A 13,393-nucleotide genomic window follows, 5' to 3' on the forward strand; every position below is an offset into this window, starting at 1 on the left:
CACATGTAGAGGGGCGCCCGGCGATTCGATCGCCGGGCGCCCCTCTGTGCGTACCGCAGGATTACTTGATCTCGACGCGGACGTCGTCGCGCAGGTTCGCGACCTGGGTGGCGACGTCGTCCAGGGAGATCTCCTGGCCGCTGCCGGTCGCGGCGACGTCGGAGTAGGTGGCGGACGCGACCGTGCTGTGGTCACCCCAGACGCACACCGGCGTCTGGAAGCTGTTGGGGACGCCCTCGTCGTTCGCGCCGGTCTCGCCCATCTTGAACTCGGCCTTCTGGCACTTCATGATGCCGTTCTCGAAGCCGTCCGGCGTGAACTCCTCGGGGCTGCCGGTGAGCTTGAAGCCGCCCGCCGAACCCTTCGCCTGGTTGTTCTTCATATCGGCGAACATCGCGTCGACGACCTTCTCCGGGTCGTCGATCTCGCCGTACGCACCGGCGTAGTTGAGGGACTTCATCGCCGGGCCCTTGCCGTAGTTGTACGCGGCGTGGGCCTCCTTGGGGTTCTTGACGCCCTGCTTCTCCAGCTCCGCCAGGTCGCTCGACGACATCCCGCCGGCGTCACCGGCCGACGTGTCCTTCTTGTAGCTGCCGAGCACCGTCTCGGGCGCCGTCAGCTTGTACGTCTTGCCGTCGTCGGAGACGGAGGAGGCGCTGACCTTGTCGTAGACGAAGTACCCACCCACAGCGAGCGCGGCCACGACGGCCACGGCGCCTATGACGAGCCCGGTCTTCTTCTTGCCGCCGCCCTGCGGGGGGACGGGGGGCGGGCCGTAGGGGGCCTGCGGGTACTGGCCGTACGGCTGCTGCGGCGGGACGCCCTGCGGCGGCTGGCCGTACGGACCGGGCTGCTGAGGCTGTCCGGCGTACGGACCGGGCTGGTTGTAGCTCACTGCGTGGGTTCCCCTCGTTGACTGTGCGGTGGTGCGGTGGTGCGGTGGTGCGGTGGTGCCGTGGTGCGGGCCGCGTCAGGACTTGACGCGGACTTCCTTGCGGAACTTCAGCGCGGTGGCCGAGGCCTCATCGAGCGAGATCTTGCCCGCCATGGCGTCGGAGACCTCGATGGGGACCACGACGCCGACGGTGCTGTGGTCGCCCCAGATGCAGACCGGCATGTGGATCTCCTTGGGGGCCGAGGACGAGCCGCCGCCCGGACTGTCGTTCTTGATCACCGACTCCTGGCACTTGAGGACGGCGTCGTCCGTGCTGAAGTCCTTGGGGCTGCCGACCAGGTTGCCCGTCTTCGCGCCGGGCTTCCGGGAGTCCTTCTCGACCTTGGCGAACATGCCGTCGACGACCTTGCCCGGGTCCTCGACCTCTCCGTAGACACCCATGAACTGGATGAGCTTCTGCGACAGGGGATTGCTCTCGTCCCCCGCCTCATAAGCGGCGTCGACGTCCTCGGGGTCCTTCACGCCCGCCTTCTCGGCGGCCTTCATGTCACTGGAGTTGAAGCCGCCGGAGGGGTTGTCGCTCTTCTCGTACTCGCCGAGGACCTTCTCGGGCGTCGTCAGCTTGTGCGGGCCGTCGTCCGCCACGGAGGAGCCGCCCCCGCTGTCGCTGCCGCCGAGGACGAAGTACGCGCCGACGCCGAGGGCGGCGACCACGGCGACCGCGCCGATGATGATCCCGGTCTTCTTCTTGCCGCCGCCCGGGGGCGGGGGCGGGACCTGGCCGTAGGGGGCCTGCGGCTGCTGCCCGTAGGGCGCCTGGGGCTGCTGCCCGTACGGGGCCTGCTGCGGGTAGCCGTAACCGGGCTGCGCCTGGGGCTGCGGCGGGGGAGCCTGCTGGGGGTAGCCGTAGCCGGGCTGGGGGGCCTGCGGCGGCTGCCCGTAGGGGCCGGGCTGCTGCGGCGGCTGGCCGTACGGACCGGGCTGCTGGGGCGGCTGGCCGTAGGGCCCGGGCTGGGGAGCCTGCGGCGGCTGTCCGTACGGGCCGGGCTGCTGGGGCTGCTGCCCGCCGTACGGGCCCGGCTGGTTGTAGCTCATGGGGGTTCCCCTCCGAAACGCTTGGGTGCTGCCGACATCCTGACGCAACGGGGCCCGGTCGAATGACCGGGCCGCCGCGCGTGAACAGGCGTCAGATCTTGACGCGGACCTCCCCGCGGAACTTGGCCGTGGTGGCCGCGGACTTCTCGAGGTCGGCGGCCTTGCCCGCCAGGGCGTCCGCCGCGTCGACGTTCACCAGGAAGCCGACGGTGCTGTGGTCGCCCCACACGCAGGTGCCCGCGGACATCTCGCTCGGGCCGGACGAGGCACCGGACGTGCTCGCGCCGCCGCCCAGGTCGACCTTCATCTCCTGGCACTTGAGGACCGCGCCGTCCAGCCCGGCGGGCTTGTACTCCTTCGGCTCGCCGACGAGCGTCACGTCCTCGTCGGAGCCGCCGTCGACCGCGTTCTTCTTCATCTCGCCGAACAGGGCGTCGACGACCTTCTCCGGGTCCTCGATGTCGCCGTACACACCGCCGAAGTTGAGGGCCTTCACCGCCATCGGGTTGCTCTCGTCGCCCGACTGGTAGTTGCCGCTGACGTCCTTGGCGTTCCGCACGCCGAACTTCTCGGCGTCCTCGATGTCGCTCGGCGTCATGCCGCCGCCGCTGCCACCGTCGTCGCTCTTCTTGAACTCGCCGAGCACCATCGCCGGCGTCGTCAGCTTGTGCGGCCCGTCGTCCTTGATGCCGCCCTCGTCACCGCCGCCCGCCACGCTCGACGAGCCGCCCTTCTTGCCGCCCTTGTCGTCGTCGCCGCCCGCGAAGACGAAGTAGCCGCCGACGGCCGCTGCGGCGACCACGGCGACGGCGGCTATGACGAGACCGGTCTTCTTCTTGCCGCCACCACCCGGGGGCGGCGGCGGGACCTGCCCGTAGGGGGCCTGGGGCTGCTGGCCGTACGGGGCCTGCGGGGGGACCTGCCCGTAGGGGCCGGGCTGCTGGGGCTGGCTGTAGCCGCCCTGCGGCGGGGGAGCCTGCTGCGGATAGCCGTAGCCGGGCTGGGGAGCCTGTGGCGGCTGGCCGTACGGGCCGGCCTGCTGGGGCTGCTGGCCGTACGGCCCGGGCTGCTGGGGCTGCTGCCCGCCGTATGGGCCCGGCTGGTCGTAGCTCATCGCTGGGGTTCCCTCCCGATACTTATGTGTTCCGAACATCCTGGCGGATGCGCGGGGGAGGCAGGACGGCCGGACCGGATCGATGCGGAGTTGTTGAAGGGCTGTTCCAGAGAGCGGACGTACGAGGGCCCGGGACGGATCGTCCGCCCCGGGCCCCGCCGTCCGCGCTCGGCGTCCGCTCGGTGTCCGCCCCGCTACGCCTTCACGCGGGCGGCCTTGCGCAGGTCGGCGGCGAAGGAGGCGACGGTGTCCGTGGCCATGCCGCCGCTGCCCTTCATCATCGCCTCCACGTCGATGCCGAAGACGATGCCGTAGGTGCTGTGATCAGCCCAGATGCAGATCGGCAGCCTCGTCTCCTTGCCGTCTTCCTCGATGCTCGCGGTCTGGCACTTCATGACGGCGTTGTCGAGTCCGTCGGGCTCCACGGTCTCGGGGCTGCCGACGAGATCGAACTTCTCGTCGTCGTCCGCGTTGTCGCTCGACTCCTTCGCCGCGTTCTCGTCGGCCTTGGCGAAGCCGTCGTCGATGGCCTTCTCCGGGTCCTCGATCTCGCCGTACATGCCCTGGAAGCTCATCTGCTTCCCCTTGAGGGCTTCACCGAATTCGTACGAGGCCGCCACATTCTCCGGGTTCTTGATGCCGATCTCCTCGGCGTTCTTCTTGTCGCCGGAGCCGAGCGGGCCGTCGTCGGGGGAGTTGGAGTCGTCCCCCTTCTTGTACTCGCCCACCGAGGCCGGCGGCACCAGCTTGTGCGCCCCGTCGTCCTCGACCGACGTCGAGCCGCCGTCCCCGCCGAGGACGAAGTACGCGCCGACACCGAGGGCGACGACCACGGCGACCGCGCCGATGATGATCCCGGTCTTCTTCTTGCCGCCGCCCTGCGCCGGCGGAGGGGGCGGCACCTGGCCGTACGGCTGCTGCTGGCCGTAGGGAGGCTGCGCCGGCTGGCCGTACGGGCCCGGCTGCTGCGGCTGGCTGTAGCCGCCCTGCTGGGGCGCCTGCTGAGGGGGCTGCGGGAAGCCGTACCCCGGCTGCTGCTGGGGCTGCTGCGGCTGCTGCGGCGGGACCCCCTGCGGCGGCTGCCCGTACGGTCCGGGCTGCTGGGGCGGCTGCCCGTACGGTCCGGGCTGCTGCGGCGGCTGCCCGTACGGTCCGGGCTGCTGGGGCTGCTGCCCGTACGGGTCGTGGTTCGGGCCGTTGTCAGGGCCGTTGTACGGGCCTGGCTCGTTGTAACTCATTGCGTGGTCCCCCTCCGAACGCCGACGTGTCCCGGTCATCCTGAACGAAGTTCAGGCCTCATGGCGGCCCGGACCGAAAGCGATGTCGAACATTCCGGTTTCGGGACCGCTCCTCGACCCCTCTAAACTGGCCGCGTGACCGAGAACGCTCAGCAGCAGCCCCCAGCGACCACCCCCGAACTGCCGACCCAGTACGCGCCGGCCGAGGTAGAGGGGCCGCTGTACGAGCGCTGGGTGGAACGGGGTTACTTCTCCGCCGACGAGAAGAGCGAGAAGCCTCCGTACACCGTCGTCATCCCCCCGCCGAACGTCACGGGCGCGCTCCACCTGGGCCACGCCTTCGAGCACACGCTCATCGACGCCCTCACCCGCCGCAAGCGCATGCAGGGCTTCGAGACGCTGTGGCAGCCCGGCATGGACCACGCTGGCATCGCCACGCAGAACGTCGTGGAGCGCGAGCTGGGCAAGGAGGGCAAGTCCCGCCACGACCTCGGACGTGAGGCGTTCATCGAGCGCGTCTGGAAGTGGAAGGGCGAGTCCGGCGGCCAGATCTCCGGCCAGATGCGCCGCCTCGGCGACGGCGTCGACTGGGACCGCGAGCGCTTCACCATGGACGAGGGCCTCTCGCAGGCCGTCCAGACGATCTTCAAGAAGCTCTACGACGACGAGCTGATCTACCGCGCCGAGCGCATCATCAACTGGTGCCCGCGCTGTCTGACGGCGATCTCGGACATCGAGGTCGAGTACCAGGACGACGACGGCGAGCTGGTCTCGATCAAGTACGGCGAGGGGGACGAGACGCTGGTCGTCGCCACCACCCGCGCCGAGACGATGCTCGGTGACACGGCCGTGGCGGTCCACCCCGACGACGAGCGGTACAAGCACCTGGTCGGCAAGCAGATCAAGCTGCCGCTGACCGACCGCACGATCCCGGTCGTCGCCGACGAGCACGTCGACCCCGAGTTCGGCACCGGCGCCGTCAAGGTGACCCCGGCCCACGACCCGAACGACTTCGAGATCGGCCAGCGCCACAGCCTGCCGAACATCGCGGTCATGGACGAGCACGCCGTCATCACCGCGCACGGCCCCTTCCAGGGCCTGGACCGCCTGGAGGCCCGCTCCGCCATCGTCGGCGCGCTGCGCGCCGAGGGCCGCATCGTCGCCGAGAAGCGCCCGTACACCCACTCCGTGGGCCACTGCTCGCGCTGCAAGACCACCATCGAGCCGCGTCTTTCGATGCAGTGGTGGGTCAAGGTCGGCCCGCTCGCGAAGGCCGCCGGTGACGCGGTCCGCGACGGCAAGGTCAAGATCCACCCGCAGGAGATGGAGAAGCGGTACTTCGACTGGGTCGACAACCTCCACGACTGGTGCATCTCGCGCCAGCTCTGGTGGGGCCACCGCATCCCCGTCTGGTACGGCCCGAACGGCGAAGTCGTCTGCGTCGGCCCGAACGAGGAGCCCCCGACCGGCGAGGGCTGGACGCAGGACAACGACGTGCTCGACACGTGGTTCTCCTCCGGCCTGTGGCCGTTCTCCACGCTCGGCTGGCCCGAGCAGACGGAATCGCTCGCGAAGTTCTACCCGAACTCCGTCCTGGTCACCGGCTACGACATCCTCTTCTTCTGGGTCGCCCGGATGATGATGTTCGGCCTGTACGCGATGGACGGCACCCCGCCGTTCCACACGATCGTGCTGCACGGCATGGTCCGCGACCAGTTCGGCAAGAAGATGTCGAAGTCCTTCGGCAACGCGGTCAATCCGCTGGACTGGATGGACAAGTACGGCTCGGACGCCCTGCGCTTCACGCTCGCCCGCGGCGCCAACCCCGGCACGGACGTGCCGATCGGCGAGGACTGGGTCCAGGGCTCGCGGAACTTCGCCAACAAGATCTGGAACGCCACGCGCTTCGCGATGATGAACGGCGCCACGATCGAGGGTGACCTGCCCCCGGCCGAGCAGCTGTCCGCCACCGACCGCTGGGTGCTCTCCCGCCTCAACGCGACCGTCGCCGAAGTCGACGCGCTCTACGACGACTTCCAGTTCGCCAAGCTCTCCGACGCCCTCTTCCACTTCGCGTGGGACGAGGTCTTCGACTGGTACGTCGAGCTGTCCAAGACGACGTTCATGGCGGGCGGCGAGGGCGCGAAGGTCTCGGCCCGCGTGCTCGGCGAGGTCCTCGACGTCACGCTGCGGCTGCTCCACCCGATCGTCCCGTTCGTGACGGAGACGCTCTGGACGGCGCTGACGGGCCGCGAGTCGCTCGTCATCGCCGACTGGCCTTCCGACAGCGGCTTCCGGGACCCCGCCGCCGAGCGGGAGATCGAGACGCTCCAGCAGGTCATCACCGAGGTCCGCCGCTTCCGCGCCGACCAGGGCCTCCAGCCGGGCCAGAAGGTCCCGGCCCGCCTGACCCTGGACGGCACGGCGCTCGCCCCGCACGAGGCCGCCATCCGCCAGCTGCTCCGCCTCCAGCCGGAGGGCGACGCCTTCACGGCGACTGCGACGCTGCCGGTCTCGGGCGCCACGGTCGCGCTCGACCTGTCCGGCACGATCGACATCGAGGCCGAGCGCAAGCGCCTGGCCAAGGACCTCGCCGCCGCCGAGAAGGAGAAGGCACAGGCCGAGGCGAAGCTGGGCAACGAAGCGTTCCTGGCGAAGGCCCCCGACCAGGTCGTCGACAAGATCCGCGGCCGCCTCACCAAGGCGGAGACCGACATCACCCGCCTGACGGCACAGCTGGAGGCACTGCCGGCCGCGTAAGCGCGTACGCACACGAGGGCCCCGGGACCGGCACTGGTTCCGGGGCTTTCGCGTGTCGGATGACCTTCGCGGTCTGCTGGGCGTCGCGTGTCCGCAGGGCTCTGCGCGTTGCCCGGGCTTCGCGCGCTCACAGGGCCTTGTGCGTCTCTTGGGCCTCGCTTGCCCGCAGGGCCTCGCGCTTCTGCTGGGCTTTGCGCGTCCGCAGAGCCCCGAGCCCGCAGGGTCCCGCGCGCCGCGCGCCCGCAGTGCCCTGCGCGTCTGCTGGGGCTCATGCGCCCGCTGGGCCTCATGTGCTCACAGCGCCCGCGCGTCTCTTGGGCCTTGCGTGCCCGCAGCCCCTCGTGTGCCTGCTGGGCATCGCGTGCCCGCTGGGCATCGCGTGCCGCAGGGCCTCGCGTGCCGCAGGGCCTCGCGTGCCGCAGAGCCCCGAGCCCGCAGAGCCCGAGCCCGCAGGGTCCCGCGTGCGGCGCCCCGCGCGTCTCCTGCCCCCCGCCTCTCCTAGACCTCGCTGGTCACCGGGCCCACCACCGTCTCCGTGGCCTGGGCCGGGACCGGGTGGGTCAGGGGGGTGTGGTCGGGGCGGGGTGGGGGGAGGGCTAGGCCGAGGCGTTCCAGTTCTGCTGCGGCCAGGGCGTCCAGTGTTTCCGGATCGCCGTGCCGCCAGCCCCACGCGAGGCTGCCGGGCGTCGCGTCCGGGATCTCCGACGCGGTGGCGGCCACCTCGTGGAGCGGCCGCAGCAGCGTGCGCAGGGCGAGCAGCTCGCGGCCGTCGTCGGACGCGGCGAGGTCACGGGCGGCACCCGCCTGCCGGACCCACCGCAGCCGGCGCGGCAGCCACGCGTTCAGGAGCAGGCCGACGGGCACGACGAACAGAGCGACGGCGCCCACGGCCACGGCGGCCCTGACGACCACCGGGTCCATGGCGTCGACGGCGCCCGCGACGCGCCGCAGCGCGATGTCGACCCGGCCGCCGACCAGCGGCAGCGGCGCGCTGTGTTCCTGGAGGGCGCGGGGGAGGGCGAGCGCACAGGCCAGCCGGTACGCGACGACGGCCGCGGCGGCCCACAGCGCGGTCCACACGAGGACCGCGGCGTCACCTGCGAGCTGATGGGTCCTCTTGGCGGGATTCTGGGCATACCACATGGTCCGATTTGACCCCCGGCGCGCGCCGGGACCGGGCCGCCGCGCCGGAAGTACACCCTCCCGGGGTGCGGCAAATCACCAAAACAGGGACGTAAGTCCGGCGGAACGGGTCGAAAGACCTTGGATGATGGAAGGCATGCGCACCCTGCCCGCCGCCCAGGCGATTCGCGAGGCGGCGGCCACGGCCGGCCGTCTCTGCGGGCACTGGTCGCAGGCGCCGCGCGCCCTCGACGTGCTCGCGGCACTGAGCGCCTTCGCGCTGATGAGCCTGGACATCCCGGGCCTCGCCGAGGCGGAGGACAACGGCCTCAACGGCCCGCTGGCCGCGCTGGCCCTGGTGGGCGGCGCCTCCTCGCTGCTGCTGCGCCGCAGATGGCCCTGGCTGACGTACGCGGTCTCGCTCCTCTTCCTGGGCTGGCTGCACGAGCTGACGCTGGCCCAGTTCGCGCTCTACTCCCTCGGCCGCTACCGGGGCCGCGCGGCGGGAACGCTGGGCGTCATCGGCTACGTCTCGTTCGCGTACGTGATGTTCAACCTGCCGGGCTGGCCGGTGCACCGAGGTGACACGCTCAGCTCGTTCCTGAGCCTCGTCGTCCCGATCGGCGTGCTCGCGGCGGGCGTCGGCGTCGCCGCGAACCGGCAGGACCTGGTCCGCGCCCTGGAGGCGCAGCGCGCCGAGACGGACACGCTGCACGCCGTCCAACAGGAGCGCACCCGCATCGCGCGGGACGTGCACGACTTCGTCGGCCGTGAGCTGACGCTGCTGAGCGTGCGCTCCCAGGTCCTGGCACGCAGGGCCGAGGGCGGGCCCTTCGAGGACGGCTTCGAGGAGCTCTCGGAGACGGCGCGCAGCGCGCACCGGATGCTGAACGAGATCATCGTGCAGCGCGGCACCGACGGCGCGCCGACCCCCGGCCTCGACGCCCTCCCCGAACTCGCCGAGCGCAGCGTCCGTGCGGGCAGCCCCGTCGACCTCCTGATCGACGACGCGGCCCACCGTCTGTCGCCGCTCCGGCAGGCGGCGGTGCACCGGGTGGTCCAGGAGTGCCTGACGAACGCGGCGAAGCACGCGCCGGGCGAGCGGGTCACGGTCCAGGTGGCCCTGAACGGCCCCCGCCTGGAGATCACGGTCCGCAACCCCCTCCCCACCAGGGCCCTGCCCTCCGCCCCGGTCTCCTCCGGCACGGGCACCACGGGCATGGCGGAGCGGATCCGCGCGGTGGGCGGCACCTTTGCCGCCGGGCGGCGGGGGGCGGTCTACGAGGTCCGGGCGACTCTCTCGCCCGGCGAACTCACGTAGGTCCGACGCGCCGACGCCTGCTGCGGGCCGTGGGGGCTTGCCGCGCAGTTCCCCGCGCCCCCTTGGCAGCACCTGCGGCACCTTCGGCATCCGGCGAGGGAGGACCACCCAGGGGCGCGGGGAACTGCGCGAGCAACCCCCACCGGCCCGCAGACGACAAAGGGCACCCCGCGCCGCAGGCTCACGCCGCCGTCATCACCCGCTCGAGCCCGTCGAAGTCCTCCACGCACTTGCCGCACCCCATCGCGACGCTGTCCAGCGGATCGTCGGCGACGAAGACGGGGATCCCCGTGCCGGAGGCGATCCGCAGGTCGAGTCCCGGCAGCAGCGCACCGCCGCCGGTCAGCACGATCCCGTGCTCCATGATGTCGCCGGACAGCTCCGGCGGGCACTCCTCCAGGGTCGCCTTCACCGCGGCGATGATCTGCTCGACGGGCTCGTCCAGCGCGGCCCGCACCTCGCGCGCGGTGAGGTCGACGGTCTTCGGCAGCCCGCCCACCTTCTCCCGCCCCCGCACGGTGAACGTCCGCATCTCCAGGGCGTCGTCGCCCGGCACCGGCCACGCCGAACCGATGGCGACCTTGATGTCCTCGGCGGTGCGCTCCCCGATGAGCAGCGTGTGCTCCTTGCGCACGAAGTCGGTGATGGCCGAGTCCAGCCGGTCACCGCCCACCCGCAGGGACTGGGAGGTGACGATGCCGCCCAGCGAAATGACGGCGACCTCGGTCGTCCCGCCCCCGATGTCGACGACCATCGACCCCCGCGGCTCGGAGACCGGCAGCCCCGCCCCGATGGCCGCCGCCATCGGCTCCTCGATGAGGTGCACGGCCCGCGCCCCGGCCCGCTGCGACGCGTGCACGATCGCGCGCCGCTCGACGGGCGTGACGCCGCTCGGCACGCACACGACCATGCGCGTACGGGGCCGGCGCCCCGGCAGGGCCTTCCTCACGAAGTGCCGGATCAGCTCCTCGGCGGCTTCGTAGTCACTGATCACGCCGTCCCGCAGCGGACGGATGGCGGTGATGGACCCGGGCGTCCGCCCGATGGTCTCCTTGGCCTCCGCCCCCACGGCCAGCACCCTGCTCCTGCCGCCCCGTTCGGACCGCACGGCGACCACGGACGGCTCGTTGAGCACGATCCCCTTGCCGCGCACGTACAGGAGGGTGTTGGCAGTGCCGAGGTCGATACCTATGTCCATGATCGCCAAGTTTGCCCGGCGGCCGCGCGAAGCGGAGGGACCAAGGTCCTGAATCGGACGGGCCGAAAGTCCCGACGAGGCGATCATGGGCCCACTCGGAGGTCCTGACGGCGAGTGTCGGTGCCGCTCCGTAGACTGACGTACGTGAGTGATCTCCCCCCGTACGACGACAGCGCCGACCGACCCGCCGACGGCGACCCCTTCGACGAGATCGTCGGTGCCGAGACGGACCGCGACCCCGACCTCGCGGTGATCGAGGCGGGCAGCCGTACCCTTCGCGCCCAGGGGGGCCCGCCGCAGGGTGACGTCCCCGCGCGGCCCGCCGATCCCGAGGTGGACAGGGCGTTGCGCGAGGTGGAGACGGAGCTCGCGTCCCGCTGGGGCGAGACCAAGCTTGAGCCCTCCGTCAGCCGCATCGCCGCCCTGATGGACGTCCTGGGCGAGCCCCAGCGCGCGTACCCCTCGATCCACATCACGGGGACGAATGGAAAGACGTCCACGGCCCGCATGATCGAGGCGCTCTTCTCCGCCTTCGAGCTGCGCACCGGCAGGTACACCTCGCCCCACGTCCAGTCGATCACCGAGCGCATCAGCCTGGACGGCGCCCCCGTCGATGCCGAGCGCTTCATCGAGACGTACAACGACATCAAGCCGTACGTGGAGATGGTCGACGCCCGGCAGGAGTACCGCCTCTCCTTCTTCGAGGTCCTCACCGGCATGGCGTACGCGGCCTTCGCGGACGCCCCGGTGGACGTGGCCGTCGTCGAGGTCGGCATGGGCGGCAGCTGGGACGCGACGAACGTGATCGACGGCTCGGTCGCCGTCATCACCCCCATCGACCTGGACCACACGGACCGCCTCGGCTCCACGCCGGGCGAGATCGCCAAGGAGAAGGCCGGCATCATCAAGCCGGACGCGACGGTGATCATGGCCCAGCAGCCGGTGGACGCCGCGCAGGTGCTCCTGAAGAAGGCCGTCGAGGTCGACGCGACGGTGGCCCGTGAGGGCCTCGAGTTCGGCGTCGTCGCCCGCCGGGTCGCGGTCGGCGGCCAGCTCCTGACGCTCCGCGGACTCGGCGGGGAGTACGAGGAGGTCTTCCTGCCCCTCCACGGCGAGTACCAGGCGCACAACGCAGCGGTGGCGCTCGCCGCCGTCGAGGCGTTCTTCGGCGTCGGCTCGCAGCACGCGCGCACGCTGGACATCGACACCATCCGCAAGGCCTTCGCCTCGGTCTCCTCGCCGGGCCGCCTGGAGGTGGTGCGCCGCTCGCCCACCGTCGTCCTGGACGCCGCGCACAATCCGGCGGGCGCCCGCGCCACCGCCGCCGCGATCAGCGAGGTCTTCGACTTCAGCCGGCTCATCGGCGTGATCGGCGCGAGCGACGACAAGGACATGAAGGGCTTCCTCGAAGCCTTCGAGCCGATCTTCACCGAGGTCGTCGTCACGCAGAACTCCAGCCACCGCGCGATGGACGCCGACACGCTGGCCGCGCTCGCCGTGGAGGTCTTCGGCGACGAGCGCGTGCAGGTCGAGCCGCGCCTGGACGACGCGCTGGAGGCGGCGATCACCCTCGCCGAGGAGGAGGGGGAGTTCGCCGGCGCCGGCGTGCTCGTCACTGGTTCCGTCATCACGGTCGGCGAGGCCCGACTGCTCCTGGGGAGAGGCTGAATTCCTGTGCGTATGCTCTGCGCTTCGACGCTGATCGGCGAGTTCTTCGTCATCGGCTTCGCGGGTCTGGTCGCCATGAAGGACGACGACCTGTCCATGGGCACGGTCTGGACGGTCTGCGGCATCGCGATGCTGCTCAGCCTCCTGCTCTGCGGCATGATCACCCGGCCCGGCGGCATCCAGCTCGGCTGGGCCCTGCAGATCGCGCTGATCGCCAGCGGTTTCGTGGTGCCGACGATGTTCTTCCTGGGCGCGGTGTTCGCCGCTCTGTGGTGGGCGTCGGTCCACTTCGGCCGCAAGATCGACGAGGCGAAGGCGCGCTTCGCGGCGATGGCGGAGGGGCAGCCGGAGGCCGGAGGTAACGCCGCGTAGCCGACCCCGGTATCGTGCGGCCCAATCCCCCGTGATCGCAGAGATCGTAAGAACACCTCTTGGAGCCGCACATGAGCCAGCGCACCCTCGTCCTGCTGAAGCCCGACGCCGTCCGTCGCGGCCTGATCGGTGAGATCATCGGCCGCATCGAGCGCAAGGCGGGCTGGACGATCTCCGCGCTGGAACTGCGCTCGCTCGACCAGGAGACCCTGGAGCAGCACTACGGCGAGCACAAGGGCAAGCCCTTCTACGAGCCGCTGGTCGCCTTCATGTCGTCCGGTCCCGTCGTGGCGCTCGTCGTCGAGGGCGAGCGGGTCATCGAGGGCGTCCGCGCGCTCGCCGGACCGACCGACCCGATCGCCGCGGGGCCCGGTTCGATCCGCGGTGACTTCGGCACGATCGTCCGGGAGAACCTGATCCACGCCTCGGACTCGGAGGAGTCCGCCGAGCGCGAGCTGAAGATCTTCTTCCCGGGCATCGCCTAGTCCGGCACGACGAGAGTCCGACAGGACGAGAGTCCGAAAGTGCGACATAAGACTTTCTGACCTCGCGTCAGCAGCGCGCCGCCCGCCCCTGGACGGCCGAAGGAATTCGGCCGTCCTTTGGCATA

At 71.1% G+C, this 13,393-nt stretch carries 11 protein-coding genes; 5 read left to right on the forward strand and 6 right to left on the reverse strand.

Annotation, left to right across the window (positions count from 1 at the left end; genetic code table 11):
* Positions 1-61: 61 nt before the first annotated feature.
* The 4 genes from ACZ56E_RS25850 to ACZ56E_RS25865 all read right to left on the reverse strand — a co-directional run bounded on the left by ACZ56E_RS25850 (position 62) and on the right by ACZ56E_RS25865 (position 4,342).
* On the reverse strand, positions 62-895 hold the full coding sequence (locus tag ACZ56E_RS25850; RefSeq protein ID WP_471217681.1) for a hypothetical protein: 834 nt from the start codon (positions 893-895) through the stop codon (positions 62-64).
* Between the two features lie 75 nt (positions 896-970).
* Positions 971-1,990: a hypothetical protein gene (locus ACZ56E_RS25855; protein WP_471217682.1), complete on the reverse strand. Its 1,020-nt coding sequence runs from the start codon at positions 1,988-1,990 to the stop codon at positions 971-973.
* Positions 1,991-2,081: 91 nt separating this feature from the next.
* A complete protein-coding gene (locus ACZ56E_RS25860; RefSeq protein WP_471217684.1) occupies positions 2,082-3,104 on the reverse strand; it encodes a hypothetical protein in 1,023 nt (340 codons plus the stop codon).
* Between the two features lie 194 nt (positions 3,105-3,298).
* Positions 3,299-4,342, reverse strand: coding sequence for a hypothetical protein (locus ACZ56E_RS25865; protein ID WP_471217686.1), 1,044 nt, complete (start codon positions 4,340-4,342; stop codon positions 3,299-3,301).
* Between the two features lie 135 nt (positions 4,343-4,477).
* Here ACZ56E_RS25865 and ACZ56E_RS25870 point away from each other — a divergent pair, with 135 nt between their 5' ends.
* Positions 4,478-7,102, forward strand: a complete 2,625-nt coding sequence (locus tag ACZ56E_RS25870) for a valine--tRNA ligase (protein WP_471217688.1) — start codon at positions 4,478-4,480, stop codon at positions 7,100-7,102.
* A gap of 498 nt (positions 7,103-7,600) precedes the next feature.
* Here the strand turns inward: ACZ56E_RS25870 and ACZ56E_RS25875 are convergent, their stop codons facing one another.
* On the reverse strand, positions 7,601-8,245 hold the full coding sequence (locus tag ACZ56E_RS25875; RefSeq protein WP_471217690.1) for a hypothetical protein: 645 nt from the start codon (positions 8,243-8,245) through the stop codon (positions 7,601-7,603).
* A 136-nt stretch (positions 8,246-8,381) separates the two neighbouring features.
* Between ACZ56E_RS25875 and ACZ56E_RS25880 the strand changes: the two genes are divergently transcribed.
* Complete coding sequence (locus ACZ56E_RS25880) at positions 8,382-9,545, forward strand: sensor histidine kinase (RefSeq protein ID WP_471217692.1); 1,164 nt, start codon at positions 8,382-8,384, stop codon at positions 9,543-9,545.
* Positions 9,546-9,726: 181 nt separating this feature from the next.
* Here ACZ56E_RS25880 and ACZ56E_RS25885 read toward each other — a convergent pair whose 3' ends face one another.
* Positions 9,727-10,743, reverse strand: coding sequence for a rod shape-determining protein (locus ACZ56E_RS25885; protein WP_471217694.1), 1,017 nt, complete (start codon positions 10,741-10,743; stop codon positions 9,727-9,729).
* A gap of 144 nt (positions 10,744-10,887) precedes the next feature.
* Here ACZ56E_RS25885 and folC point away from each other — a divergent pair, with 144 nt between their 5' ends.
* The 3 genes from folC to ndk all read left to right on the forward strand — a co-directional run bounded on the left by folC (position 10,888) and on the right by ndk (position 13,268).
* Positions 10,888-12,411 (forward strand): bifunctional tetrahydrofolate synthase/dihydrofolate synthase, encoded by a 1,524-nt coding sequence (gene folC / locus ACZ56E_RS25890; protein WP_471217696.1) that lies wholly within the window; start codon positions 10,888-10,890, stop codon positions 12,409-12,411.
* A 6-nt stretch (positions 12,412-12,417) separates the two neighbouring features.
* Positions 12,418-12,783, forward strand: a complete 366-nt coding sequence (locus ACZ56E_RS25895) for a DUF4233 domain-containing protein (RefSeq protein WP_398297753.1) — start codon at positions 12,418-12,420, stop codon at positions 12,781-12,783.
* 71 nt (positions 12,784-12,854) lie between these two features.
* Positions 12,855-13,268 (forward strand): nucleoside-diphosphate kinase, encoded by a 414-nt coding sequence (gene ndk, locus ACZ56E_RS25900; RefSeq protein ID WP_471217698.1) that lies wholly within the window; start codon positions 12,855-12,857, stop codon positions 13,266-13,268.
* Positions 13,269-13,393: the final 125 nt, after the last annotated feature.

It is taken from the genome of Streptomyces sp. NPDC039480, assembly GCF_055597165.1.